We start from the raw sequence: 24173 nt of genomic DNA, 5'->3' as shown, positions 1-24173 counted from the left end.
TTGGGCGTAGAAGTGGATGACTGGAGCATTATCCAACCCGACCAGGTCGCGTTGGATAATGCTCGAGTAGAGCGGCCGGAGCCGCGAAGGAAACGGAACGTAATGAGCGATAACACAAACGACGACAAGACGCTGGGCGTCACCCCCAAGAAGACCCTGACCATGAAGCGGCCGGGCGTCGAGCAGAGCACCGTGCGCCAGAATTTCAGCCACGGCCGCACCAAGGCTGTCGTCGTTGAAACCAAGAAGCGCAAGTTCTCACGGCCAGACGACAAGCCGGAAGTGGAAGCAGCGGCTCCCAAGCCTGCAGCAGCCCCTGCCGCGCCCGTGGCTCAGCCGAAGGCACCGGCAGCACCCGCTGCTGCGGCCCCGGTTGCAAAGCCGCATGTCGCACAGCAACTGCAGCGCCCGGTGCAGCAGCGCCCCAATCAGCAGGCACCGCGCCCGCGCCCTGCCGATCGCTCCGGCATGGTGCTGAACACGCTGTCGCGCTCCGAAATGGATGCACGCCGCCGTGCGCTTGAAGAAGCGCAGGTGCGTGAAGTCGAAGAACGCGCCCGCGCCGTTGAAGAAGCCAAGCGTCGCGCCGAAGAAGATGCGCGCCGCGCCAAGGAACGTGAAGAATCCGCACGCCGTCAGGCCGAGGAAGAAGCCCGTCTCAAGGCTGAGGCCGAAGCACGCCGCAAGGCAGAAGAAGAAGCTGCCAAGCGCGTTCCGCAGCCGGAAGCACGGGGCGAACAGCGCACCGAGCGTCGCGACGATTCGCGTGGCGCACCGCAGGGCAACCGCCCGCAGCACGCTGGCCGTCCGCAGCAGGGCAATCGTCCGCAGTCGGGTGCACCGCGTCCGGCTCCGTCGCTTGCAGAAACCGCTCCGGGACCGGGCAAGCCGCTGCCGCAGAGCCAGCTTCGCAGGCCGGGCCAGTCTGGCGATGACGATGATCGTCGTGGCGGAAGCCCGATGGCAGCCCGTCGTGGCACCGCGGCCAAGCCGGAAGTGCGCGCGCCGAAGGTGGTCAAGACGGAAGACGATCGCCGTCGCGGCAAGCTGACGATCTCCAGCAATCTGGAAGACGAAGGCCGTTCGCGTTCGTTGTCGGCCATGCGTCGCCGTCAGGAAAAGTTCAAGCGTTCGCAGATGCAGGAAACGCGCGAGAAAATCTCTCGCGAAGTGACTGTGCCTGAAACCATTACGCTTCAGGAACTCGCACAGCGTATGACCGAGCGTTCGGTCGACATCATCAAGTACCTGATGAAGCAGGGCCAGATGATGAAGCCGGGCGATGTGATCGATGCCGATATGGCGCAGCTCATTGCTGAAGAATTCGGCCACACCGTCAAGCGCGTTGCGGAATCGGACGTTGAAGAAGGCATCTTCGGTGTTGCCGACAACGAGGCTGCGCTGGTTTCCCGTCCTCCGGTCGTGACCATCATGGGCCACGTCGATCACGGCAAGACCTCGCTGCTCGATGCAATCCGTCACGCCAATGTGGTGTCGGGTGAAGCCGGTGGTATCACACAGCATATCGGTGCTTATCAGGTCGAACAGAACGGCCAGAAGATCACCTTCATCGATACGCCGGGCCACGCTGCCTTTACCGCAATGCGTGCCCGTGGTGCGCAGGCGACCGACATTGCCATCCTTGTGGTGGCTGCCGACGATAGCGTGATGCCGCAGACGATTGAATCGATCAACCATGCCAAGGCGGCTGGTGTTCCGATCATCGTGGCGATCAACAAGATCGACAAGCCAACTGCCGATCCGCAGAAGGTTCGTACTGCCCTGTTGCAGCACGATGTCTTCGTGGAATCGATGGGCGGTGAAGTTCTCGACGTCGAAGTGTCGGCCAAGAACAAGATCAACCTCGACAAGCTGCTGGAAGCAGTTCTGTTGCAGGCTGAAATCCTTGATCTCAAGGCAGACCCGAAGCGTACGGCTGAAGGCGTTGTCATCGAAGCCCAGCTTGATCGTGGCCGTGGTTCGGTTGCAACCGTTCTGGTTCAGACCGGTACGCTGCATCCCGGTGACATTCTCGTCGCCGGTAGCGAATGGGGCCGCGTGCGCGCACTGGTCAATGACCATGGCGAGCATGTGAAGGAAGCCGGTCCTGCTATGCCGGTTGAAGTTCTGGGCCTTCAGGGCACGCCGCAGGCGGGCGACCGCTTTGCCGTGGTTGCCAATGAAGCCAAGGCGCGTGAAATCGCCGAATATCGTCAGCGTCTGGCCCGTGACAAGGCCGTTGCCCGCCAGTCCGGCGCGCGCGGTTCGCTCGAGCAGATGATGAGCCAGCTGCAGGTCAATGGCCTGAAGGAATTCCCGCTCGTCATCAAGGGTGACGTGCAGGGTTCGGTCGAAGCAATCATGACGGCTCTCGACAAGCTCGGCACCGACGAAGTGCGTGCACGCATCGTGCATTCGGGCGCCGGTGGTATCACGGAAAGCGACGTGTCGCTGGCCGAAGCCTCCAATGCCGCGATCATCGGCTTCAACGTCCGCGCCAACAAGCAGGCACGTGACGCTGCCGAACAGCAGGGCATCGAAATTCGCTACTACAACATCATTTACGATCTGATCGAAGATGTTAAAGCAGCAATGTCGGGTCTTCTGTCGCCAGAACGCCGTGAAACCTTCATTGGTAACGCTGAGATTCTTGAAGTCTTCAACATCACCAAGGTCGGCAAGGTTGCTGGTTGCCGTGTCGTTGACGGTAAGGTCGAACGTGGTGCAGGCGTCCGCCTCATCCGTGACAACGTGGTTATCCACGAAGGCAAGCTCAAGACGCTCAAGCGCTTCAAGGACGAAGTGTCGGAAGTGCCGATGGGCCAGGAATGCGGTATGGCGTTCGAAAACTACGACGACATTCGCGCAGGCGACACGATCGAAGCGTTCCGCGTCGAGCATATTACGCGCACGCTCTAATAGCTTTGGCCGGACCGTCCGACAGGGGCGGTCCGGCTTTTTAGAGCTTAATCTGACCGGAGTGAAACGAGCATCGGAAAGATTATGCTTGAAATAGAAAAGCATTGAGCGCCGATGTGATTCATTCAGATCGAAACGCGCTCTAATGCCCGGTTCCGAGGGTCTGACTCCCATCTGAATTGTGGTAAGTTACGCCCATAATTTTCAAGCCGTGTCGTCGGACAGCCTGAGAGGCTGAACGTCGGTCGATGGCTGTTCATCGAGGATTTAGCTATGGCACGTTCCCCGGACCCAAAAGGCTCAGGCGGTCTTTCGCAGCGCCAGCTTCGCGTTGGCGAACAGGTGCGCCATGCATTGGCGCAATTGCTCCAGCGCAATGAAATCCGTGACGATCTGATCGAGCGCACCGTCATTTCCGTTTCGGAAGTGCGCATGTCGCCCGACCTGAAGATCGCCACCTGTTTCATCATGCCGCTTGGCAATGTTGACCCGCAGTCTATCGTCAAGGCTTTGGCCGCAAACGCGAAATTCATTCGCGGACGCATGGCGCCAGTCCTTGGCCAGATGAAATACATGCCGGAGTTCCGCTTTCGCTCCGACACGAGTTTCGACAATTTTTCGAAGATCGACGCACTTCTGCGTTCGCCGGAAGTGGCGCGCGATCTTGCGCATAACGATGAAGACGCTGGCGAGGATGAAACCTCCCGCAATGGAGACAAATAAAGCATGGCAAGACGGGGTAAGAAAAAAGGCCGTCCGGTTTCCGGTTGGGTTATTTTCGACAAGCCGAAAGGTATGGGATCGACCGAAGCGGTCTCGAAGATCAAGTGGCTGTTCAACGCCGAGAAGGCCGGTCATGCCGGCACACTCGACCCGCTCGCATCCGGCATGCTGCCGATTGCTCTGGGCGAAGCCACCAAGACCGTGCCTTATGTCATGGACGGAACCAAGGTCTATCGTTTCACGGTGACCTGGGGCGAGGAACGCTCGACCGACGACCTTGAAGGTCAGCCGACCAAGACCTCCGACAAGCGTCCGTCGCGTGAAGAAGTTGAGGCCCTGCTGCCGAACTATACCGGCCTCATTTCGCAGATCCCGCCGCAGTTCTCCGCCATCAAGATCGACGGTGAACGCGCCTATGATCTCGCCCGTGAAGGCGAAACGGTGGAGATTCCGGCACGCGAAGTCGAGATCGACCGTCTGGAAATCGTCGAATTCCACGACGACAACCGCACCTCGTTCGAGGTCGAGTGCTCCAAGGGCACCTATGTGCGCTCACTGGCGCGCGATATGGGCCGCGATCTTGGCTGCTTTGGTCATATTTCCGAACTGCGCCGCATCGAAGTCGCGCCGTTCACGGAAGAAGACTTTGTCACGCTCTCGGAACTGGAAGCCGTCTGGCCGCCGCTGCCGCCGAAAGACGAGGATGGCAATGTGCTCGAACCCGCGCCGCGCCGCGATTTCTCGGGCCTTGATGCTCTGGTGATCGATACGGGCGCTGCGCTCGATTGTCTGCCGCAGGTGCCGCTGACCGACGATCAGGCGCAGCGCGTTCGCCTCGGCAATCCGGTTATCCTGCGTGGTCGCGATGCCCCGCTGGAAGCGGACGAAGCGTGCGTCACGGCACGCGGAAAACTGCTAGCCATCGGCTATATCGAGCATGGTCAGTTCAAGCCGAAGCGAGTTTTCACTGCTACCTAAAAAGTCCTCGCAACTGCCGGGGCGTATTTGATGCTGGTATTCTTGCCGTTTTTGCACTATATGCCCCAACAGCGATCCCGCAGAAATGCAGATCAGATCGTGTAAGTTGGCCCGCGCTGGACGACATCCCGGCCTGGGCGTCTGTTTTTCCTCTCATCAAGAAAGGGTTTACGATGTCGATTACTGCTGAGCGCAAGCAAGCACTTATCAAGGAATACGCCACCAAGGAAGGTGACACCGGTTCTCCTGAAGTTCAGGTTGCCGTTCTTTCCGAGCGTATCGCCAACCTCACCGAACACTTCAAGGGCCACAAGAATGACAATCATTCGCGTCGCGGCCTTTTGAAGCTGGTTTCGCAGCGCCGCCGTCTTCTTGACTATGTCAAAGGCGTGGACGCAGCGCGCTACCAGGCGCTGATCAGCCGTCTCGGCCTGCGCCGTTAACGGTAAATCGGGCGACGTGATGAACGTCGCCCGTTTGATTTTTAAAGCATTCCCAACAAGAGCGCGAAGCGGTTTGCGTAGGGTAATGCGGAGAAACAGAGAATAGGGCATATGCCCTTATTTCCCGCCCCGGACGAAACAAGGCCGGATCGGGTTGCCCGAGAGCCGAAAAGGCTCATGACATGGACCAGTCATGGGGCAGGATTGCAGGTAGTTCGCTCTCCCCCGAGCTCCCCGTTGTCTTGCCCGTGGCCCGTCCACCAACCACGGAGATGCCTTAGCGCCTGGCGCGGCGTCTCCCTATGAGGACAAGATATGTTCAATACCCACAAAGTGGAAATCGAATGGGGCGGTCGTCCGCTCACGCTCGAAACCGGCAAGATCGCGCGTCAGGCTGACGGTGCAGTTCTCGCAACCTATGGCGAAACCGTCGTTCTGGCGACTGTCGTTTCTGCCAAGGAACCGAAGCCTGGTCAGGATTTCTTCCCGCTGACGGTCAATTATCAGGAAAAGACCTATGCTGCCGGCAAGATCCCGGGCGGTTTCTTCAAGCGTGAAGGTCGTCCGAGCGAAAACGAAACCCTCGTTTCGCGCCTGATCGACCGTCCGATCCGTCCGCTCTTCGTCGATGGCTACAAGAACGACACGCAGGTTGTTCTGACCGTTGTTCAGCACGATCTCGAAAACAACCCCGACGTCCTGTCGATGGTTGCAGCTTCCGCAGCACTGACCCTTTCCGGCGTTCCTTTCATGGGCCCGATCGGTGGTGCGCGCGTTGGTTACATCAACGGCGAATATGTTCTGAACCCGAATATCGACGAAATGCCGGAATCGAAGCTCGATCTGGTTGTTGCCGGTACGGCTGATGCCGTGCTGATGGTTGAATCGGAAGCGCAGGAACTTTCCGAAGAAGTCATGCTCGGCGCCGTCGTTTTCGGCCAGAAGAGCTTCCAGCCGGTGATCGACGCGATCATCAAGCTTGCTGAAGTTGCTGCCAAGGAACCGCGCGACTTCCAGCCGGAAGACCTGTCGGACCTCGAAGCCAAGATGCTGGCCGTTGTGGAGAACGACCTGCGCGACGCTTACAAGATCACCGAAAAGCAGGCTCGTTACGTTGCTGTTGACGCTGCAAAGGCCAAGGCGAAGGCTCACTTCTTCCCTGAAGGCGTTGAAGAACCGGAATTCTCGGCTGAAAGCTTTGCGACTGTCTTCAAGCACCTGCAGGCGAAGATCGTTCGCTGGAACATTCTCGACACGGGCAACCGTATCGATGGCCGCGACCTGAAGACCGTTCGTGCAATCGTCTCGGAAGTTGGCCTTCTGCCGCGCACCCACGGCTCGGCGCTGTTCACCCGCGGCGAAACGCAGGCAATCGTTGTTGCCACGCTCGGCACCGGCGAAGACGAACAGATGATCGATTCTCTGACCGGTACGTACAAAGAATCCTTCATGCTGCACTACAACTTCCCGCCATATTCGGTTGGTGAAACCGGCCGTATGGGTTCGCCGGGCCGTCGTGAAGTTGGTCATGGCAAGCTCGCATGGCGCGCTATCCACCCGATGCTGCCAGCTGCCGAACAGTTCCCTTACACGATCCGTTCGGTTTCCGAGATCACCGAATCCAACGGTTCCTCCTCGATGGCGACCGTTTGCGGCACCTCGCTCGCTCTGATGGACGCCGGCGTTCCGCTTGCACGTCCGGTTGCCGGTATCGCCATGGGCCTGATCAAGGAAGGCGAGCGTTATGCTGTTCTTTCCGATATTCTCGGCGATGAAGATCACCTCGGCGACATGGACTTCAAGGTTGCCGGTACTGAAAACGGCATCACCGCACTTCAGATGGACATCAAGATCGACGGTATCACCGAAGAGATCATGAAGGTCGCTCTGGAGCAGGCCAAGGGTGGTCGCATTCATATTCTCGGCGAAATGAGCAAGGCTCTGTCCACGTCGCGTGAAGAACTCGGCGAATTCGCTCCGCGCATCGAAGTGATGAACATCCCGACTGACAAGATCCGTGATGTTATCGGTTCGGGCGGCAAGGTCATCCGCGAAATCGTGGAAAAGACCGGTGCCAAGATCAACATCGAAGACGACGGCACGGTGAAGATCGCTTCGTCGAACGGCAAGGAAATCGAAGCCGCCAAGAAGTGGATTCACTCGATTGTTGCTGAGCCGGAAGTCGGCGAAATTTACGAAGGCACGGTCGTCAAGACCGCCGACTTCGGCGCTTTCGTGAACTTCTTCGGCCCGCGTGACGGTCTGGTTCACATCTCGCAGCTGGCTGCCGACCGCGTTGCCAAGACCACCGATGTGGTCAAGGAAGGCCAGAAGGTCTGGGTCAAGCTCATGGGGTTCGACGAACGTGGCAAGGTTCGCCTGTCGATGAAGGTCGTCGATCAGGAAACCGGCAAGGAAGTCGTTGCTGAAAAGAAGGCAGAGGCAGACGCTGAATAAGCCCTGCATCGCTTATGAAATCTGAAAGCGCGCCCTCGGGCGCGCTTTTTTGTTGTTTCACGGGAATCATAGGGGTCGCGCGGACTTTTCGGATGCGATCTTGCGGGTTAAAGAACGATCATGATGACACCGGCACAGAAAACACTCTTCCTTCCCTTCGAGCAGGGCATTCTCGATACGCCCGAAGATGGGCAATCCTTTCTCGCATGCGGCCTTTCCGCCGACCGGCTTCTCGATCCTGAATGGAAGCAGATCCTGACTTGCCTGCAACCATGGCGTCCAGATTTTCTGGCGCTGGGCAAGGAAGGCTTTCGCGCAGAGCCGAGATTGGCCACAGAGAGCCGTTTTAACGGCGGGCTACTCCTGCTCGGAAAACACCGTGGACGCAACGAGGCGTGGTTCTCCGAGCTTTTGGCGCGTGTTCAGCCGGGCGGGTGGATCGTCGTTTGCGGGGACAAGAAGCTTGGCGTCGATAGTTTCCGCAAATGGGTGGGCAATATCGCCGAAATCAGCGACCGGATGTCAAAGAACCACGCGGTGGCCTTCTGGCTGCAGCGTCCCGCCGATCTGGACGACGACTTCATCGCGGCGCTGCGCCCGCTGGAAAGCGCAATTGATGATGTGTTCCGCACCGAACCGGGCATGTTTTCGCACGGCGCCATCGACAAGGGCTCGGCGCTGTTGGTCCCGCATATGGAAAAGATCGTGTTCGGCAATGTAGCGGATTTTGGCGCGGGCTGGGGTTATCTCGCAGCGCAGAGCTCGAAATATGCCGACCGCATCAAGTCCATCGATCTGTTCGAGGCGGATTATGAGGCGCTGGAGGCCGCACGCGGCAATTTGGAGCGCTTGCGCGCTTCGGTGCCGATTTCCTTCAACTGGTTCGATATTACCAGCGAGAAGGTGACCGGCATCTACGATACCGTCATCATGAACCCGCCGTTCCATGAAGGGCGCGTGACGGATGTTTCGCTTGGCCAGAGCTTTATCTCGGCTGCAGCGTCGCGGCTGAAGCCGGGCGGTCGCCTGCTGATGGTCGCCAACCGGCAGCTACCCTATGAGGTGACCCTCAAGGGCCTGTTCAAGTCGGTGACGACACTGGAAGAAGCAGACGGTTTCAAAATCTTCGATGCGAAGAAGTGAAGCAAAAAAGCCGCCCCGAAGGGCGGCTTTTTTGTTTCCGGAATACTTATTCGCCGCGTTCGGCGTCGGAGCTTTTCAGCTCTTCCAGCGTCGGCATTGAAACGATGTTGTAGCCGGAATCCACATAATGGATTTCGCCAGTCACGCCGCTCGACAGATCGGACAGCAGATAGACTGCCGATTTGCCGACATCGTCAATATCAACAGTGCGGCGTAGCGGCGAATTGCGGCGCTGATAGCTGAAGATCGCGCGCGCATCGCCGATGCCAGCACCGGCCAGCGTGCGCACCGGGCCAGCCGAAATAGCGTTGACGCGGATGCCCTGCGGGCCGTAATCGGCAGCCAGATAGCGAACCATGGCTTCAAGCGCCGCCTTGGCAACGCCCATAACGTTGTAGTTCGGGATCGTGCGGGTCGAGCCGCCATAGGTCAGCGTCAGGATCGAACCGCCGTCCTTCATCAGCCTTTCAGCGCGCTGCGCCATTTCCGTGAAGGAGTAGGCGGAAATCACCATGGTCCGGCTGAAATTATCGCGCGTGGTGACGTCTGCGTAACGGCCCTTCAGTTCGGTCTTGTCGGAAAAACCGATGGCGTGAACGATGAAATCGAGCTTGCCCCACTTCTTCTCGATTTCGGCAAAAACCGCATCGACCGTAGAAATGTCTTCGACATCGCAGGGCAGGACGAGGTCCGAGCCGACCTGTTCGGCCAGCGGCTTCACGCGCTTGCCCAGCGCATCGCCCTGATAGGTGAAAGCGAGTTCTGCGCCCTGTGCGGCCAGTTGCTTCGAGATGCCCCATGCCAGAGAATGATTATTCGCGACCCCCATGATGAGGCCGCGTTTTCCTTGCATCAAACCTTCCATATTCCCCTCTCCCTCAGCTCTGGTAGCGCTGGAAAACCAGCGTCGCATTGGTGCCGCCAAACCCGAAGGAGTTGGAGAGCACGGTATTGAGCTGAGCATTATCGATGCGCTTGCGGACGATAGGCATGTCCGCGAAGGCAGGGTCCAATTCTTCGATATGCGCGCTTTCGCAAATGAAATTATTCTGCATCATCAAAAGCGAATAGATCGCTTCCTGCACGCCCGTTGCGCCCAGCGAATGGCCGGTCAGCGACTTGGTCGCGGCAATCGGCGGGCAGGCGTCGCCCGAGCCGAACACCTGACGGATGGCGTCGATTTCCGGCGCATCACCAGCAGGCGTAGAGGTTGCGTGCGGGTTGATGTAGTCGATCTTGGTCTTGACGGTCGAAAGCGCCATCTTCATGCAGCGGATCGCGCCTTCGCCGGATGGAGCGACCATGTCGTAGCCGTCAGACGTTGCGCCATAGCCGACGATTTCGCCATAGATCTTGGCGCCGCGCGCAAGCGCGGTTTCGAGATCTTCCAGCACCAGAACGCCAGCGCCGCCTGCAATCACAAAGCCGTCGCGGTTCTTGTCATAAGCGCGTGATGCGGTGGCAGGCGTGTCGTTATACTTGGTCGCCATCGCGCCCATGGCGTCGAATAGCACCGAAAGCGTCCAGTCGAGATCTTCGCAGCCGCCCGCAAACATGCGGTCCTGCTTGCCATACTGGATCATCTCGAACGCATTGCCGATGCAATGGTTGGATGTCGCGCAGGCCGAAGAGATCGAATAGTTGATGCCCTTGATCTTGAAGAAGGTCGCCAGCGTCGCGGACGCCGTCGAGCTCATGGCCTTCGGCACGGCGAACGGACCGACGCGCTTCGGGCCCTTTTCACGGGTGATATCAGCGGAATCAACGATGGTGCGGGTGGAAGGACCGCCCGAACCCATGATGATGCCGGTGCGGTCGTTGGAGACTTCGTCTTCCGAAAGACCAGCATCGGCAATCGCCTGATCCATGGCGATGTGATTCCAGGCGGTGCCGCGACCGTGGAAGCGCATGGCGCGACGGTCCACGAGGGATTCGACATCGATCTTCGGTGCGCCGTGCACCTGGCAGCGGAAACCCAGTTCGGCATATTCTTCCGCACGCGAGATGCCGGATTTGGCTTCGCGCAGCGAGGCCGTCACCTCTTCGGTGTTGTTGCCAATCGAGGATACGATCCCCATACCCGTTACGACCACACGCCGCATCGCGTTCTCCTTTACACCTTTGCTCGTCGAGCGGCAGTCGCTTGGGTCAAGACTGCCTCGTCGCCGTTACATAGGTGCGATCTTCGCATGTTTTGAGCGCGACCGCATAAAAACTGTTCGTTTTTGCCGTCGCGCCCGTGAATAATGGTTGGTTCAGACGATTATTGTCCGTCGCCTTCCCTTGAAAGGCCGACGCGCAGATCGGTGGCCTTGTAAATGGTTTCGCCATCGGCTTTCAGCCAGCCATCGGCGGTGCCGAGCACAAGACGTCCGCGCATGACGCGCTTGAAGTCGATGCCATATTCGAGAAGCTTGGTGTGCGGGCGCACCATGCCCTTGAATTTCACTTCGCCGGTCGAAAGCGCCATGCCGCGGCCCGGTTCGCCGAGCCAGCCAAGGAAGAAGCCGGTCAGCTGCCACATGCCGTCAAGGCCGAGGCAGCCCGGCATGATCGGGTTGCCCTGGAAATGGCATGGAAAATACCAGTCGTCAGGGCGCACGTCGTATTCGGCGCGGATATAACCCTTGCCGAACTCTCCACCGGTTTCGGAAATATCGGTGATGCGGTGCACCATCAGCATTGGCGGCAGGGGAAGCTGGGCATTGCCGGGGCCGAACATCTCGCCGCGCCCGCAGCTGAGGAGTTCTTCATACCCGTAGCTTGATTTCTGTTCTGCCATTTCGCCTCCCTTGAGGTTTATTCGCTATCGGCCGGCAATCCGGCCCGGTTGTCATTCGGAACGGTTTTAGCGCAAACGCCCAAACCGCTCTATCTCTTTCTGGTCGTTAAGTCGGAACACCCCTATCACAGACTGGTTCCCGTACAAAACCTTAGCGACCATAAAAATATGCAATGGATTTTCCCGAAAAAACGGGCAAACTCCAAGCCTATTGATACTTATTTCGCAACGGCATATATCAATGTCAGTATGCAATGGGCAACAGCCCGTTCAATCTTTGACGAATTTGCTACAAGCTTGTAACGGAACCAGCGGTGAATATGCAGTCTACACATACCCACTCGACGGTCTCTATGGAAGAACGGCTCCGCGATTGCGGCCTGCGTCCGACGCGCCAGCGCGTTGCGCTTGCCAGTCTGATTTTTTCGCAAGGTGATCGCCACCTGTCCGCTGAAGACCTCCACGAACAGGCGGTCATGGCGGATGTGCCGGTGTCTCTCGCTACCGTTTACAACACATTGCACCAGTTCACGGAAGCCGGAATGCTCCGCATCATCGCGGTGGAAGGCTCCAAGACCTATTTCGACACGAATATTTCGGACCATCAGCACTTTTTCCTCGAAGGGGAAAATGTCGTGTTCGATATTCCGCATGGCGAACGCGGCCAGCCGACGGTTGCCAATATGCCCGACGCACCGGAAGGCATGGAAATCGTCAATGTGGACATTATCGTTCGCCTCCGTCGCAAGACGCAGTGACAGTTCGATCCTGACGGATTACTGATAAGCGGCTTCGGCCGCTTTTTTGTTAGCTGCCATAAAGTTCTTGCCAGAAACAGCGAAAGCGGGTTGAATAAAACGGTTCCGAAACAATCCTTGGTGTAGAGGATAGCGGATGCCGGTTGAGATGAAGCCGATACAGGCACTGACATTGCTGAAGACCCTGTCGCTTGGGCAGATACGTGACGAGATGCCAGATCTCACGACGCGGCAGACCGCTATTCTTCTGACAATCTATCTGGAGCCGCCGCCGCATACGGTGCGGGGGCTTGCGGCAAAACTGGATGTCACCAAGCCGGTGGTCACGCGCGCGCTCGACACGATGGGTACGCTCGACCTTCTATCCCGTCATCGTGATGAAAAAGACCGGCGAAATGTGCTAGTTAAGAGAACCGTCGCCGGTGCGCTTTATGTTGAACGACTGGGCGATCTGGTGATCGCCAAAGCCAGAGAGTTACCTTTATGAGTGTCTGCCCATGAGTTCCGATGTGACCACGCTCGACCGCCGCCTCAATGCCTATCGCGCCGATCTCGCCGATGAGCGATTGAACGACCGGGTGCAGGCGGCCCGCTTTATAGCCGGAACCGAAATGCAGGTGACCGCGCCGGTGGTTGATCTCCGGTCGCAGCCGCGCCCGGACAGCGGACCCCAGACCCAGATCATTTTTGGCGACACGGTGCGCGTTTTCGAGGAAATGGACGGCTGGTGTTGGGTGCAGGCCGAGCGTGACGGTTATACGGGTTATGTCTCGGCGTCGTTCATCGAAAAACCGCAGGGCGAAGCCACCCATATGGTCATCGTGCCGCGAACCTTTGTCTATCCCGGCTCCGATTTGCGTTTTCCGCACACACAGGCGCTGTCGCTTGGTTCACGCGTGCGGATCGTGGGCGCTGCCGAAACGCGCGGCACTCCTTATGCCGTGCTGGAAAGCGGCGAGGCGATGATTGCAAGCCATCTGGCGCCAATCGGCGAACACGCTGCCGACTATGTGGCCGTGGCGGAAACGCTGTTGCATACGCCCTATCTTTGGGGCGGCACGTCCGGCTTCGGCATTGATTGTTCCGGTCTGGTTCAGCTTGCCATGTGGGTCGCGGGCCGCAAGGTTCTGCGCGATTCCGACATGCAGCAAAATACGCTGGGCACGGTGGTGGAGCCGAATGCGGATTATTCCAATCTCCAGCGTGGCGATCTTGTTTTCTGGAAGGGGCATGTCGCGATCTGCGCTGCGCCCGACATGCTGATCCATGCGAGCGGTCACACCATGACCGTGACGCTGGAACCGTTGCAGGATGCGATCAAGCGCATCGCTTATCTCTATGATCTGCCGACGCTGATCCGCAGACCCTGATTGCGCAGCGACTGCTTTAAACAGGTCCATGAAAGGTCGGGCCGATGACGGGAAACAGGATGTTTCAAGGTGCAGGCTTTGTCGCCATGGCGCTTGGTCTTGCTGTCCTCATCCCTTCAGCGGTTTCATCCGAAAGGATAGCGCGCGTGACCATTCCCGCTTCGCCAGCCGCCTTTGCCGAAGTCAACGGTATCGAAATGTATTACCGGATCGTCGGTAAGGGACCGCCGATCCTGCTGATACCGGGCGGTCTGTCCGACCAGCATGTCTGGGATGCGCAACTGCCGATATTGGCGCGTCATCATACGGTGATCGTCGCCGACAGTCGCGGGCAGGGGCGTTCCACCCGCACGACTGAACCGCTGACTTATGGCCTGATGGCTGACGATTATGTGGCGCTCATGGACTTTCTGCATATCGACAAGGTCGATCTGGTGGGCTGGAGCGATGGCGGCATTATCGGGCTCGATATCGCCATGCGTTACCCTGAGCGCCTGAACAGCCTGTTCGCGCAGGCTGCCAATGTCTCACCTGAGGGCAATACCGGCTATATCGAAGCGATGGCCGAGGGTCGGCCCATCCCTGAACTTCGCCACTACGAAAGCATCGACAAGGAAATTCATGCGCTCTGGGCGAATGAACCGAACTATACCGATGAAGACCTGTCACAGATAAAGGTGCGCACCGCCATCGTGATCGGCGATCACGATACAGCCGTCACGCGCGAACATACGGAATTCATCGCCAGCCAGATTCCCGGTGCAGAACTGATTATCCTGCCTGATTCCGGCCACGGCGTGCCGGTGGAAAATCCCCGGCTTTACGCCCACACGGTTCTGAAATTCATTGATGGAAAAACGAACAGCCGAACTTAAACCCGGTTTGGAAGAACCCGATCCGGCGTCCGGTGTCCGTCGACGAAGGCCTTGATATTGATGATGACCTTGTCACCCATATCGATGCGGCCTTCAATCGTGGCTGAACCCATATGTGGCAGCAGCACGACCTTGCCCTTTTCGGCAAGCGCCAGCAGGCGCGGATTGACCGCAGGTTCGTTCTCGAACACGTCCAGCCCGGCACCGGCGATGCGGCCTTGCTCGATCAGATCGATCAAGGCGTTTTCATCGATGATCTGGCCCCGCGCCGTGTTGACCAGATAGGCCGTCGGCTGCATCAGCGCGATGCGACGGGCCGAGAGCAGATGAAATGTGGCCGGCGTCGAAGGGCAATTGACCGAGATAATGTCCATGCGGGCCAGCATCTGGTCGAGGCTGTCCCAATAGGTCGCTTCCAGCTCTTCCTCGACCTGCGGGCTGACGCGTTTGCGATTGTGATAATGGATCGACAAGCCGAAAGCCTTGGCGCGACGCGCCACGGCGGTGCCGATGCGGCCCATGCCGACAATGCCGAGGCGCTTGCCCCAGATGCGGCGTCCGAGCATCCATGTCGGCGACCAGCCCGGCCATTTGCCATCGCGCTCGTTCAGCACATTCGCGCCTTCGACAAGGCGGCGCGGGGCCGACAGAAGCAGCGCCAGCGTCATGTCGGCGGTATCTTCGGTGAGCACATTCGGCGTGTTGGTTACGGTAATGCCGCGCTTTGCAGCGGCGGCTACATCGATATTATCGACGCCATTGCCGAAATTGGCGATCAGCTTGAGATTGGGTCCCGCCTGTTCAATGGCGGCGGCGTCGATCACATCGGTGATGCAGGGCACGAGAACATCGGCCTCTTTCAGCGCGGCGATGATTTCCGGCTGGGTCATACGGTGGTCGTCTATATTGAGACGTGCATCGAACAATTCCCGCATTCGGGTTTCCACCGGGTCCGGCAGTTTTCTCGTAAGAACGACCAGCGGCTTCTTTTTGTTCGACATCTCCACCCCGTTTTCTAAGCCCGCTTCCGGGCGAACTTCTGTGCTGAAGCTTCATGTTGAGACCTCCTTAACCAAGAAGGTGCAATATGGGATATTGCTTCGGCTGCTCATCTCTATCAAGGCGGCGGGGCAAAGACAAAGAAAAACAGGACCGATAAACAAGACGGTCGCGATGCCGGACAGCCCCCGCCGTTTTACGCTTCCGCTGAAGGCATGACCGTCTTGAGTAAAGAACAGGACGGCGAGAGGCGCAGTGAATAGAGTACTTCCCCAAAGGTTTTTGGCTCAGAGCATCTCGGTAAAGCGCTTTTTCATGGCCTTTGCGGCGTGTCTGGGGCTGCTGTTCGCGGCAGCGCCGATCAGCGCGCATGCAGCCGAAACGGAAGCAACTGGCACCGCCACGGGCGCAAGCGGACTGCCTGTGCCGCGCTTCGTCAGCCTCAAACCGGCACGCGTCAACCTGCGCATCGGGCCGGGGCGCGACTATCCGGTGTCTTGGCTGTTCATGAAGGCCGGGCTGCCGGTCGAGATCATTCAGGAATATGACAACTGGCGGCGTATCCGCGATGCCGACGGCACAGAAGGCTGGGTCTACCAGTCGCTCCTGTCCGGCAAGCGCACAGCGATCACCGCGCCCTGGCTGAAGAACGACCAGGGCAAGATGATCACCATGCGCCGCGATGCCAATGATACGGCAGCAGTCGCTGCCGATATCGAACCGGGTGTTGTCGGCACCGTGCGCCAGTGCACCGGTCAATGGTGCCGCATGGATGTCAGCGGCGTGCGCGGCTGGATCAAGCAGTCGGAGCTATGGGGTGTTTATCCCGGTGAAGCCTTCGATTGATAAACATCAAGCGTAGCGTTCCTTGAGCAACAGATAGAGCGCACGGATCGCCTGCGCTTCACCGCCGACCGGTGAGGCGGGTTTTTCCACCGGCACCCAGCCGAAAATATCGAAATGCGCATGCGCCTTTGCTTTTTCGACAAAGCGGCTGAGGAACAAGGCTGCCGTCACCGATCCGGCAAAACCGTCAGTGGTGACGTTGTTGATATCGGCAATGCGTGACGACAGTTTTTGCGCATAGGGCTGCCAGAGCGGCATGCGCCACAGCGGATCGGCGGTTTCCTCGGCCTTGGCGGCAATGGCTTCCGCCAGCGCATTGTCATGGGTGAAGAACGGTGGCAGGTCAGGACCGAGCGCCACACGCGCTGCACCGGTCAGGGTCGCCATATCAATCAGCAATTCCGGTTCTTCCTCGTCGGCCAGCGCCAGAGCATCCGCCAGCACCAGCCTGCCTTCCGCATCCGTATTGCCTATTTCGACGGTCAGTCCCTTGCGGCTTTGCAGAACATCGCCCGGACGGAACGCATTTCCGGCAATTGAATTCTCGACCGCCGGGATTAGTACGCGCAACCGCACGGCCAGTTTTGCGCCCATGACGATGGCGGCAAGGCCGAGCACATTGGCAGCGCCGCCCATATCCTTTTTCATGAGCAACATGCCGCTTGCGGGCTTGATATCGAGACCGCCCGTATCGAAGCAGACGCCCTTGCCGACCAGCGTGACTTTCGGATCGCTTTCCTTGCCCCATGTGATGTCGATCAGACGTGGCGCAATCGCGCCTGCGCGTCCGACCGCATGGATCATCGGGAAATTCTGTTCCAGAAGAGCATCGCCTTCCGTGACGCTCACCTTCGCGCCATGTTCGCTGGCCAGTTCGCGTGCGGCTTTTTCCAGCGCGTCCGGTCCCATGTCGTTGGTCGGCGTGTTGATGAGATCACGCGTGAGTGTAACCGCTGCGGCGATGCGCTTCGTCTCGGCTTCATCAACACCGCTTGGCAGAGCAAGACGGATTGTCTTGCCATTTGCCTTGCGGTAGCGCGAGAAATGATAGCCGCCCATCAGGAAGGCGAGCGCCGCCAGCCCGGCCTCGTCGCCAGCATTTTCGAAATGCCAGTCACCTTCCGGCAGGCTGCGTGCGAGTTTGCCTGCAAGCAGTTGCGACTGACCACCTTTGGCACCGTCGCCAATGCCGAACAGCGCGCCGGAGATCGCGCCGTCCGGTCCCGGCAGAACCAGAACCTTGCCCGCCTCTCCGTCGAAATCATGGGCTTTCGCCCAAGCGATCACCGGGGCAGGAAGCGTGTTTTCTTCCAGTTGCCCCTTTTTCGTAAACCAGATTGGACGGCTTTGTTCCGACTTTTGGGCAATGAGTTCGACAGACATGGCACTCTTTCCGATCAAGGCAGTTTTGAAAACAGATAGAGTGCTTCGCCTCGTTTGAAAACAGGTGCATGCAGGGCTTGTTAACCAATCATTAGGGTTAACGGATTATTGATGAAGGAGAAATCGGGCTTGATGGACCGGGGCGTAGCGCCGGTCGATATTGGAGGCGGGATGCTCAACATCGGTGTAATGGGCGGCGCTGGTTTCCGCCTTGGCGTGGCTTCTATCCTTTCAGCGCTTGTCCTCACCGGCTGCAACACGGTGGACCGCACTACGACAGGTTCGGTGCGACGCGTCGAAACCGCAGCCACTTTCGATCACATGAACGACGCACAGCTTGCCGCGATGGCGGGCCGTCTTGGCGCGCAATATGAGCGCAACCCCAAGGACCGTGGCACAGCGCTCAATTATGCAGGCGTGCTGATACGACTTGGCCGCAACGATCAGGCTCTGGCCGTCATGCGCGCGCTGGTCATCACCTATCCGAAGGATCAGCAGGTGCTTGCCGCCTATGGCAAGGCGCTGGCCGGTGCGGGCCAGTTCGACACCGCACTTGATGCCATTCGCCGTGCGCAGAACCCGGCCTATCCCGACTGGAAACTCGTCTCCGCCGAAGGTGCCATTCTCGACCAGATGGGCAATCGGGATCAGGCCCGCGCCATGTATCAGAAGGCGCTACAGATCAAGCCGAACGAACCGTCGGTACTCTCCAATATGGGCATGTCCTATCTTCTCGCCGGTGATTCCAAGGCGGCGGAAAACTATTTCCGGCAGGCGTCCGTTCTGCCTGGCGCGGATAGCCGCGTGCGTCAGAATCTGGCGCTTTCAGTCGGATTGCAGGGGCGTTTTCAGGAAGCGGAAACCATTGCCGCGCAGGAGCTTTCGCCGCAACAGGCCAAGGCCAACACGGATTATCTGCGTTCCATGCTGGCGCAGCAGAACTCCTGGAACATGCTCAAGGACAAGCCGAAGGGCTGACGTTCTTACATCCGGCGATGCATCAGCGCGGACCGAACAGTCCGCCCTGCGCGGCGATCTGGATGAAGGCCGGGCCAAGAATGACGATGAACAGCACCGGCAGGAAGAACACGATCATCGGCACGGTCAGTTTCGGCGGCAGGGCTGCCGCTTTCTTTTCCGCTTCCAGCATGCGCAGATCGCGGCTTTCCTGAGAAAGCGTTCTGAGCGCCTGCGACACCGGCGTACCGTAACGCTCTGCCTGAATAAGCGCCTGCGAAACCGATTTCACCTGATCGACGCCGGTACGGCTGGCGAGATTATCATAGGCCTGACGGCGCTCGGGCAGGAATGACAGCTCGGCATTGGTGAGCATCAGTTCTTCCGCCAGTTCCACCGATTGTATGCCGATTTCGTCGGCCACCTTGCGAAAGGCTGCTTCAACCGACATGCCCGATTCGACGCAGATCAGCATCAGGTCGAGCGCATCCGGCCAGGCCCGGCGGATCGACTGCTTGCGCTTGGCCGCCTTGTTGGAAACATAGAGGTTCGGCGCATAGAACCCGGCATAACCGGCCAGAATACAGACGAAAATCCGGACGAAGAATGAGTGCTCCGGCAGATTGCCAAGCACGAAGACGTAAAAGGCTGCCAGCGTCATCGCGCCGAAAGGCAGCACGAAGCGCAGAAACAGGAAGATGTTGAGCGGGTTTTGCCCGCGAAAACCGGCGGTTCTGAGTGCTGCAATCGTCTTTTCGTCGGCCAGCGCCTTTTTCAGATCGAGCCTTTCGACGAAGTCGCGAATGCCCTGCTTCTGTTGGTGACGCAGGCTGTTGCGCCGGTCGTTTTCCGTTGCTAGCCGCGCGCGTTCGCGCGAGCGGATGGCCTCGCGCTCGGTGGCGACCGATTTCATGCGTGATTTCAAAACACTGGTGCTGAGGACCGGCATGACAACAGTGACGATGGCGGCGAAAACCGCAACCGTGATCAGCATGGCGATCAGAAATTGCGGGTCGCTTAGTTTTTCGATGAGGAGAGAAAACATGGTCTGCGCCTCACATATCGAAATTGATCATGTTCTTCATGATGAAGATGCCGGTCGCCATCAGCACGGCGGCAATGCCTAACAGCATATGGCCGGTTGATGACGTGAAAAGCAGCGTCATATATTGCGGACTGGTCAGATAGACCAGCACCATGACGATAAAGGGCAGCGCGCCGATGATGGCGGCTGATGCCTTTGCTTCCATCGAAAGCGCATCGACCTTGGCTTTCATCTTCTTGCGATCACGCAGCACCTTGGACAGATTGTTCAGCGCTTCGGAAAGATTGCCGCCCGCCTGAGACTGAATCTGGATCACGATGGCGAAGAAGTTGGTTTCGGGGCAGGGCATGCTGTCGGGCATCTTGCCAACAGCTTCGGGGATCGACAGACCCATCTGCTGGGCTTCAACGACTTTCTTGAATTCGCCTTTGACCGGCTCCAGCGCCTCGCTGGCGATCAGGCGCAAGCCATCGTTGAGCGGCAGGCCCGCCCTTGTCGCGCGGACAATGACGTCGAGCGCGTTTGGAAATTCTTCCAGAAACTTCTTCAGGCGGCGCTTGCGTTTTTGCAGCACGAACCAGCGTGGCAGCCCGAAAAAGCAGGCAATGGCAATGCCGGGAAGTAGCAGAAGCGGCAGGCCGAAAATAAAGCCGATCAGGAGGCCGGTGAAGGCCGTGACGCCGGAATAGATATAGAACTGGCGCAGCGTGATGCTCAGGCCCGCCTGCGTCAGCATGATGCGCAGCGGCGGGTATTTCTGATTCTTCTCGCGCTGCTTCTGCCGCGCTTCGAGATCCTTGATATTGTCTTGCAACAGTTTGCGGCGTTTCTGGATATCGGTGTTTTTGTCCCGTTCGCTGCGGGTGACACTGCGTTCGGCATAGTTGCGCACGGTTTCCAGCCGCCGCGAGGCGGGGTCCTTGCTGGCCAGCCTGTCATAGAACAGCACATAGGCGAGCGCAGCACAGGCGACCACCGCCAGAACAATGAAGATCAGAATGCTGACGGGGGAGGCGGTCATCAGTCAACCGTCTCCATACTGTCGAGAACAGTGGCAAGGCGGCTATCTTCGTTGTAATAGCGCGCGCGTTCCCAGAAGGCCGGACGACCAATGCCGGTCGAACTGTGCGTGCCGAGAATACGTCCGGATGCGTCCTCGCCCTTGATGTCGTAAAGCATTAGATCCTGGGTGATGATAACGTCGCCTTCCAGCCCGACAACTTCTGTCACATGGGTAATGCGACGCGAACCGTCCCGCAGGCGCGCCGCCTGAATGATGATATCGATGGAGTTGACCAGAATTTCGCGCACGGTCTTCTGCGGCAGCACATAGCCGCCCATGGCGATCATGGCTTCCATACGGCTGAGACATTCGCGCGGGCTGTTGGAGTGGATGGTGCCCATCGAGCCGTCATGGCCGGTATTCATGGCTTGCAGCAGATCGAAGACTTCCGGTCCGCGCACTTCGCCGACGATGATTCGCTCCGGGCGCATACGCAGGCAGTTTTTGACCAGATCGCGCATGGTCACTTCGCCTTCGCCTTCCAGATTGGGCGGGCGGGTTTCAAGGCGCACGACATGGGGCTGCTGCAATTGCAGTTCGGCGGAATCTTCGCAAGTGATGATGCGCTCATGCGTATCGATATAGCGGGTCAGGCAGTTCAAAAGCGTGGTCTTGCCCGAACCCGTGCCGCCGGAAATGATGACATTGCAGCGCACGCGGCTGATGATCTGCAACAGTTCCGCACCGGCGCTGGAAATCGCGCCGAAACGCACCAACTGGTCGAGCGTCAGCTTGTCCTTGCGGAATTTGCGGATGGTGAGCGCCGGGCCGTCAAGCGACAGGGGGGACGCGATGACATTGACGCGCGACCCGTCCGGCAGGCGTGCATCGCAGATCGGGCTTGATTCATCGACGCGCCTGCCGACCTGGCTGACGATGCGCTGGCAGATATTGAGAAGCTGCTGGTTGTCGCGAAACCGGATACCCGTTTCCTGCACCCTGCCATCGACTTCGATATAGGTGTGGCGCGAACCATTGACCATGATATCGGCAATGTCGTCGCGGGCGAGCAATGGCTCCAGCGGACCGTAGCCCAGAACATCGTTGCATATGTCGTCGAGCAGTTCTTCCTGCTCGGCAATCGACATCACGAAATTCTTGATGGCGATGATATCATTGACGATATCGCGGATTTCCTCGCGCGCCGTATCGGGCGCCATGCGCGAAAGCTGCGACAGATCAATCGTGTCGATCAGCGCGGAAAAGACCTGCGCTTTGGTGTCGTAATAGCCTTCGGTCTTCTCGCGCCCGCTGCTGGTGGGCGGGGCAGGTCTGGCAGGCGTGGTGGGAACAGCGGCCTGCATGCGGGACGGCTGAACAGGCTCCGTGCGCTGCACAGGCTGAGGCGCGATTGCTTTTGCAATGCTGCCATCCTGTTTGCTTCCTGAATCGTTGCCTCTTTTGCCGAACATGATTTTCCGCCGTTACTTCGTCTTGCGTGCAAATTTGCCCAAAAGACCGGAGATGCCATTCTTCTTGCGCGGCTGGACATCCGCCCGTCCCGTCAGCACGTGCGCTAAATGCGTGATGGTTGCAGAAACCGGGCTGTCGGGGCTGGTTTCCGCGATCATGCGCCCGGTATTGGCGGCATTGCCGAAAAGCTGCGGTTCGAATTCGATGGCAGCAATCGGGTCGATGCCGAGCGGTTCGGAAAAGTCCGACAGTGCAATTTCGGGGCGCTTCGGCACACCCACCTGATTGAGCACCAGATGCGGCTTCAGATCGTTCGGGCGCAATTGCGCCAGCGTGTCGAGCAGGTTCTTCGTATTGCGCAGATTGGCGAGATCGGGTGCTGCGACGATCACCACTTCATCGGCCCGCATCAATGTGGTGCGGGTCCAGCCGTTCCAGCCATGCGCCAGATCGAGAACCACCAGCGGCGAGGTGCGCTGGGCGACATCGATTATTTCGGAAAAGGCGTCTTCCTGAAAATCGAAGGTGCGCTCCAGACTGGAAGGGGCGGCGAGAATCGAGAGATGTTCGCCATATTGCACCAGAAGGCGGTCGAGATAGACCTCGTCCACCCGTTCAGGCGAAAACACGGCATCGGCGATACCGAGCGTCGGGTCTTGATCGAAATTGATATTGGCCGTGCCGAAGGGCAGGTCCATATCGGCCAGAACCACGTCGTGCCGGAACAGGTTCGAGATCGACCAGGCAACATTGTGCGCGATGGTCGATGCGCCGACACCGCCCTTCGCGCCGATAACCGCGATGGAACGTCCAAGCGGTTCGGCACCCGGATCGAGAAATATCGATGAGACGATGGCCAGAACATCGGCTAGCGAAACGGGCGCTACGATATATTCCGATACGCCGCGGCGCAGCAATTCGCGATAGAGCCAGACTTCGTTGGAGTGGCCGATGACGAGCACCTTGGAACCGGGATCGCAGACCTCCGACAGGCGCTGGAGCTCGTCGAGCAGAATGCTCGGTTCCGACGACGATTCGACAATGATCAGATTGGGCGTTGAGGCTGTCTGGTAGAACTCGATGGCCGCTTCTATGCCGCCGCCGGAGACTTTGAGATGCGTCTTGGCCATGCGCCGGTCGTTGCCGGCACGTTCGATGGGAATAGCGACGCTTTCGTTTTCACAAAAGGCCTGGATGGAAATGCGCGGAATCGGCCGCACATTTTCCAGCATGATCGGCGCGCGCTGTTCGGCAATTTCGCTGCCATTGTCCGGTTCGAAGGCGATATTTGTCATGGTTCGCCCTCTTAGTAATTTGCCTGTTCGCTGCGGGGTTCTTGCCAATTATCCGTCTGCGCAGTCGACATTTTCGTGTAGCCCTGATCGCCATTGAGGCGTTCCGTCGTGCGGTCGGAATCGATTGGAGAGGAAGCGCGCGGCCCCAGAAGATCGGCTGGATTGGCGACTTGAGCTGCGAGATTGTTTTGCATCGAGCAGCCGAAATTGGCGTAATGCTTGTTTTCCGGCGTGGTCGCAATATCGTCCGGCCAGCGACCGCAAGGCGTCGTGCCAGCCGTCATCGCATAATAGCTGATGCGGATCGGCGCTGCGGCATCCGGTGATGGAACGGGATAGTTTTCAATGGCGATATTGGTCTGCTTGATGCCACCCTTGCGCAGCGCTGCGGAGATTTCCGTGCTCAGGCGATAGGCGGCAGCCTGATTGGCTGCACCAGCTGGAACCAGCACATAGACCATGCCCGATCCGTTATAGCGATAGTTGGCGACGGCCTTCTGCACGATGCCGCGCTGCATGGTATTAAGCCGGCTATCGGCGCTGCCGACCGGAATATCCGTCACCTGCTCGCGCTCGGCAATCGTGATGGGATGATTGGTGCGGTAATCGTCAGGCAATGCGCCGACGGTCACGTGCTGTCGGTTGGCGCAACCGGCCAGAAGCGCGACCGACAGAACCAGCATCGCCGACTTGATGGAAACCTTTTTGCCCCGGATTGTCATTC

23 protein-coding genes are annotated in these 24173 nt (G+C 58.6%); 13 read left to right on the top strand and 10 right to left on the bottom strand.

Features of this window, described 5'->3' with window-relative positions; translation table 11 throughout:
* The first annotated feature begins 102 nt into the window (after positions 1–102).
* The 6 genes from infB (at position 103) to QLQ11_RS08335 (ending at position 8663) form a co-directional block, all read left to right on the top strand.
* A complete protein-coding gene (gene infB / locus QLQ11_RS08360; RefSeq protein ID WP_109370107.1) occupies positions 103–2919 on the top strand; it encodes a translation initiation factor IF-2 in 2817 nt (938 codons plus the stop codon).
* A 273-nt stretch (positions 2920–3192) separates the two neighbouring features.
* Complete coding sequence (gene rbfA / locus QLQ11_RS08355; protein WP_109370108.1) at positions 3193–3642, top strand: 30S ribosome-binding factor RbfA; 450 nt, start codon at positions 3193–3195, stop codon at positions 3640–3642.
* 3 nt (positions 3643–3645) lie between these two features.
* Complete coding sequence (gene truB, locus QLQ11_RS08350) at positions 3646–4620, top strand: tRNA pseudouridine(55) synthase TruB (RefSeq protein WP_109370109.1); 975 nt, start codon at positions 3646–3648, stop codon at positions 4618–4620.
* Positions 4621–4793: 173 nt separating this feature from the next.
* Complete coding sequence (gene rpsO / locus QLQ11_RS08345; protein ID WP_109370110.1) at positions 4794–5063, top strand: 30S ribosomal protein S15; 270 nt, start codon at positions 4794–4796, stop codon at positions 5061–5063.
* A 315-nt stretch (positions 5064–5378) separates the two neighbouring features.
* A complete protein-coding gene (gene pnp / locus QLQ11_RS08340; RefSeq protein ID WP_109370111.1) occupies positions 5379–7520 on the top strand; it encodes a polyribonucleotide nucleotidyltransferase in 2142 nt (713 codons plus the stop codon).
* Positions 7521–7640: 120 nt separating this feature from the next.
* Positions 7641–8663 carry a class I SAM-dependent methyltransferase gene (locus QLQ11_RS08335; protein ID WP_283736000.1) on the top strand — a complete coding sequence of 341 codons (1023 nt, stop codon included), beginning with the start codon at positions 7641–7643 and terminating at the stop codon, positions 8661–8663.
* Between the two features lie 46 nt (positions 8664–8709).
* Here the strand turns inward: QLQ11_RS08335 and fabI are convergent, their stop codons facing one another.
* The 3 genes from fabI to fabA all read right to left on the bottom strand — a co-directional run bounded on the left by fabI (position 8710) and on the right by fabA (position 11445).
* Positions 8710–9528 (bottom strand): enoyl-ACP reductase FabI, encoded by an 819-nt coding sequence (gene fabI, locus QLQ11_RS08330; RefSeq protein ID WP_109370113.1) that lies wholly within the window; start codon positions 9526–9528, stop codon positions 8710–8712.
* A 13-nt stretch (positions 9529–9541) separates the two neighbouring features.
* The gene (fabB, locus tag QLQ11_RS08325) at positions 9542–10765 is read right to left on the bottom strand and encodes a beta-ketoacyl-ACP synthase I (protein ID WP_109370114.1); all 1224 of its coding nucleotides are present in this window, start codon (positions 10763–10765) and stop codon (positions 9542–9544) included.
* A gap of 161 nt (positions 10766–10926) precedes the next feature.
* Positions 10927–11445, bottom strand: a complete 519-nt coding sequence (fabA, locus tag QLQ11_RS08320; RefSeq protein WP_109370115.1) for a 3-hydroxyacyl-[acyl-carrier-protein] dehydratase FabA — start codon at positions 11443–11445, stop codon at positions 10927–10929.
* Positions 11446–11765: 320 nt separating this feature from the next.
* On the opposite strand from fabA, the gene irrA reads away from it, so the two are divergent.
* The 4 genes from irrA (at position 11766) to QLQ11_RS08300 (ending at position 14448) form a co-directional block, all read left to right on the top strand.
* On the top strand, positions 11766–12203 hold the full coding sequence (gene irrA, locus QLQ11_RS08315; RefSeq protein WP_109370116.1) for an iron response transcriptional regulator IrrA: 438 nt from the start codon (positions 11766–11768) through the stop codon (positions 12201–12203).
* Positions 12204–12339: 136 nt separating this feature from the next.
* Complete coding sequence (locus QLQ11_RS08310) at positions 12340–12690, top strand: MarR family transcriptional regulator (protein WP_109370117.1); 351 nt, start codon at positions 12340–12342, stop codon at positions 12688–12690.
* A gap of 10 nt (positions 12691–12700) precedes the next feature.
* A complete protein-coding gene (locus QLQ11_RS08305; protein ID WP_109370118.1) occupies positions 12701–13573 on the top strand; it encodes an NlpC/P60 family protein in 873 nt (290 codons plus the stop codon).
* A gap of 44 nt (positions 13574–13617) precedes the next feature.
* On the top strand, positions 13618–14448 hold the full coding sequence (locus QLQ11_RS08300) for an alpha/beta fold hydrolase (protein WP_244597181.1): 831 nt from the start codon (positions 13618–13620) through the stop codon (positions 14446–14448).
* Here the strand turns inward: QLQ11_RS08300 and QLQ11_RS08295 are convergent.
* Positions 14445–15449: a D-glycerate dehydrogenase gene (locus QLQ11_RS08295; RefSeq protein ID WP_109370120.1), complete on the bottom strand. Its 1005-nt coding sequence runs from the start codon at positions 15447–15449 to the stop codon at positions 14445–14447. The genes QLQ11_RS08300 and QLQ11_RS08295 overlap by 4 nt on opposite strands.
* Positions 15450–15489: 40 nt before the next feature.
* On the opposite strand from QLQ11_RS08295, the gene QLQ11_RS08290 reads away from it, so the two are divergent.
* Together QLQ11_RS08290 and QLQ11_RS08285 are read left to right on the top strand one after the other, a co-directional pair.
* Entirely contained in the window at positions 15490–15666 is a 177-nt protein-coding gene (locus QLQ11_RS08290; RefSeq protein WP_180917932.1) for a hypothetical protein, read from the top strand.
* Positions 15667–15762: 96 nt separating this feature from the next.
* Entirely contained in the window at positions 15763–16293 is a 531-nt protein-coding gene (locus tag QLQ11_RS08285; protein ID WP_109370347.1) for an SH3 domain-containing protein, read from the top strand.
* Between the two features lie 6 nt (positions 16294–16299).
* Here QLQ11_RS08285 and QLQ11_RS08280 read toward each other — a convergent pair whose 3' ends face one another.
* The gene (locus tag QLQ11_RS08280) at positions 16300–17676 is read right to left on the bottom strand and encodes a M17 family metallopeptidase (protein WP_109370121.1); all 1377 of its coding nucleotides are present in this window, start codon (positions 17674–17676) and stop codon (positions 16300–16302) included.
* A gap of 171 nt (positions 17677–17847) precedes the next feature.
* Between QLQ11_RS08280 and QLQ11_RS08275 the strand changes: the two genes are divergently transcribed.
* Complete coding sequence (locus QLQ11_RS08275) at positions 17848–18654, top strand: tetratricopeptide repeat protein (protein WP_109370348.1); 807 nt, start codon at positions 17848–17850, stop codon at positions 18652–18654.
* Positions 18655–18676: 22 nt separating this feature from the next.
* Here QLQ11_RS08275 and QLQ11_RS08270 read toward each other — a convergent pair whose 3' ends face one another.
* From QLQ11_RS08270 to QLQ11_RS08250, 5 genes are read right to left on the bottom strand one after another with little or no spacing between them, the layout of a single operon-like run.
* The gene (locus QLQ11_RS08270; protein ID WP_109370122.1) at positions 18677–19678 is read right to left on the bottom strand and encodes a type II secretion system F family protein; all 1002 of its coding nucleotides are present in this window, start codon (positions 19676–19678) and stop codon (positions 18677–18679) included.
* Positions 19679–19688: 10 nt separating this feature from the next.
* Positions 19689–20699, bottom strand: a complete 1011-nt coding sequence (locus tag QLQ11_RS08265; RefSeq protein ID WP_109370123.1) for a type II secretion system F family protein — start codon at positions 20697–20699, stop codon at positions 19689–19691.
* Positions 20699–22153: a CpaF family protein gene (locus QLQ11_RS08260; RefSeq protein WP_109370124.1), complete on the bottom strand. Its 1455-nt coding sequence runs from the start codon at positions 22151–22153 to the stop codon at positions 20699–20701. The genes QLQ11_RS08265 and QLQ11_RS08260 overlap by 1 nt, the downstream gene beginning before the upstream one ends.
* A gap of 12 nt (positions 22154–22165) precedes the next feature.
* Positions 22166–23449: a CpaE family protein gene (locus tag QLQ11_RS08255; RefSeq protein WP_124915148.1), complete on the bottom strand. Its 1284-nt coding sequence runs from the start codon at positions 23447–23449 to the stop codon at positions 22166–22168.
* Between the two features lie 11 nt (positions 23450–23460).
* On the bottom strand, positions 23461–24171 hold the full coding sequence (locus tag QLQ11_RS08250) for a CpaD family pilus assembly protein (protein ID WP_109370126.1): 711 nt from the start codon (positions 24169–24171) through the stop codon (positions 23461–23463).
* Positions 24172–24173 lie beyond the last annotated feature (2 nt).

Origin of the sequence: Ochrobactrum sp. SSR, from assembly GCF_030067775.1 — a bacterium.
GTDB lineage: Bacteria > Pseudomonadota > Alphaproteobacteria > Rhizobiales > Rhizobiaceae > Brucella > Brucella teleogrylli.
This window is presented reverse-complemented; position numbering and strand designations above follow the sequence as displayed.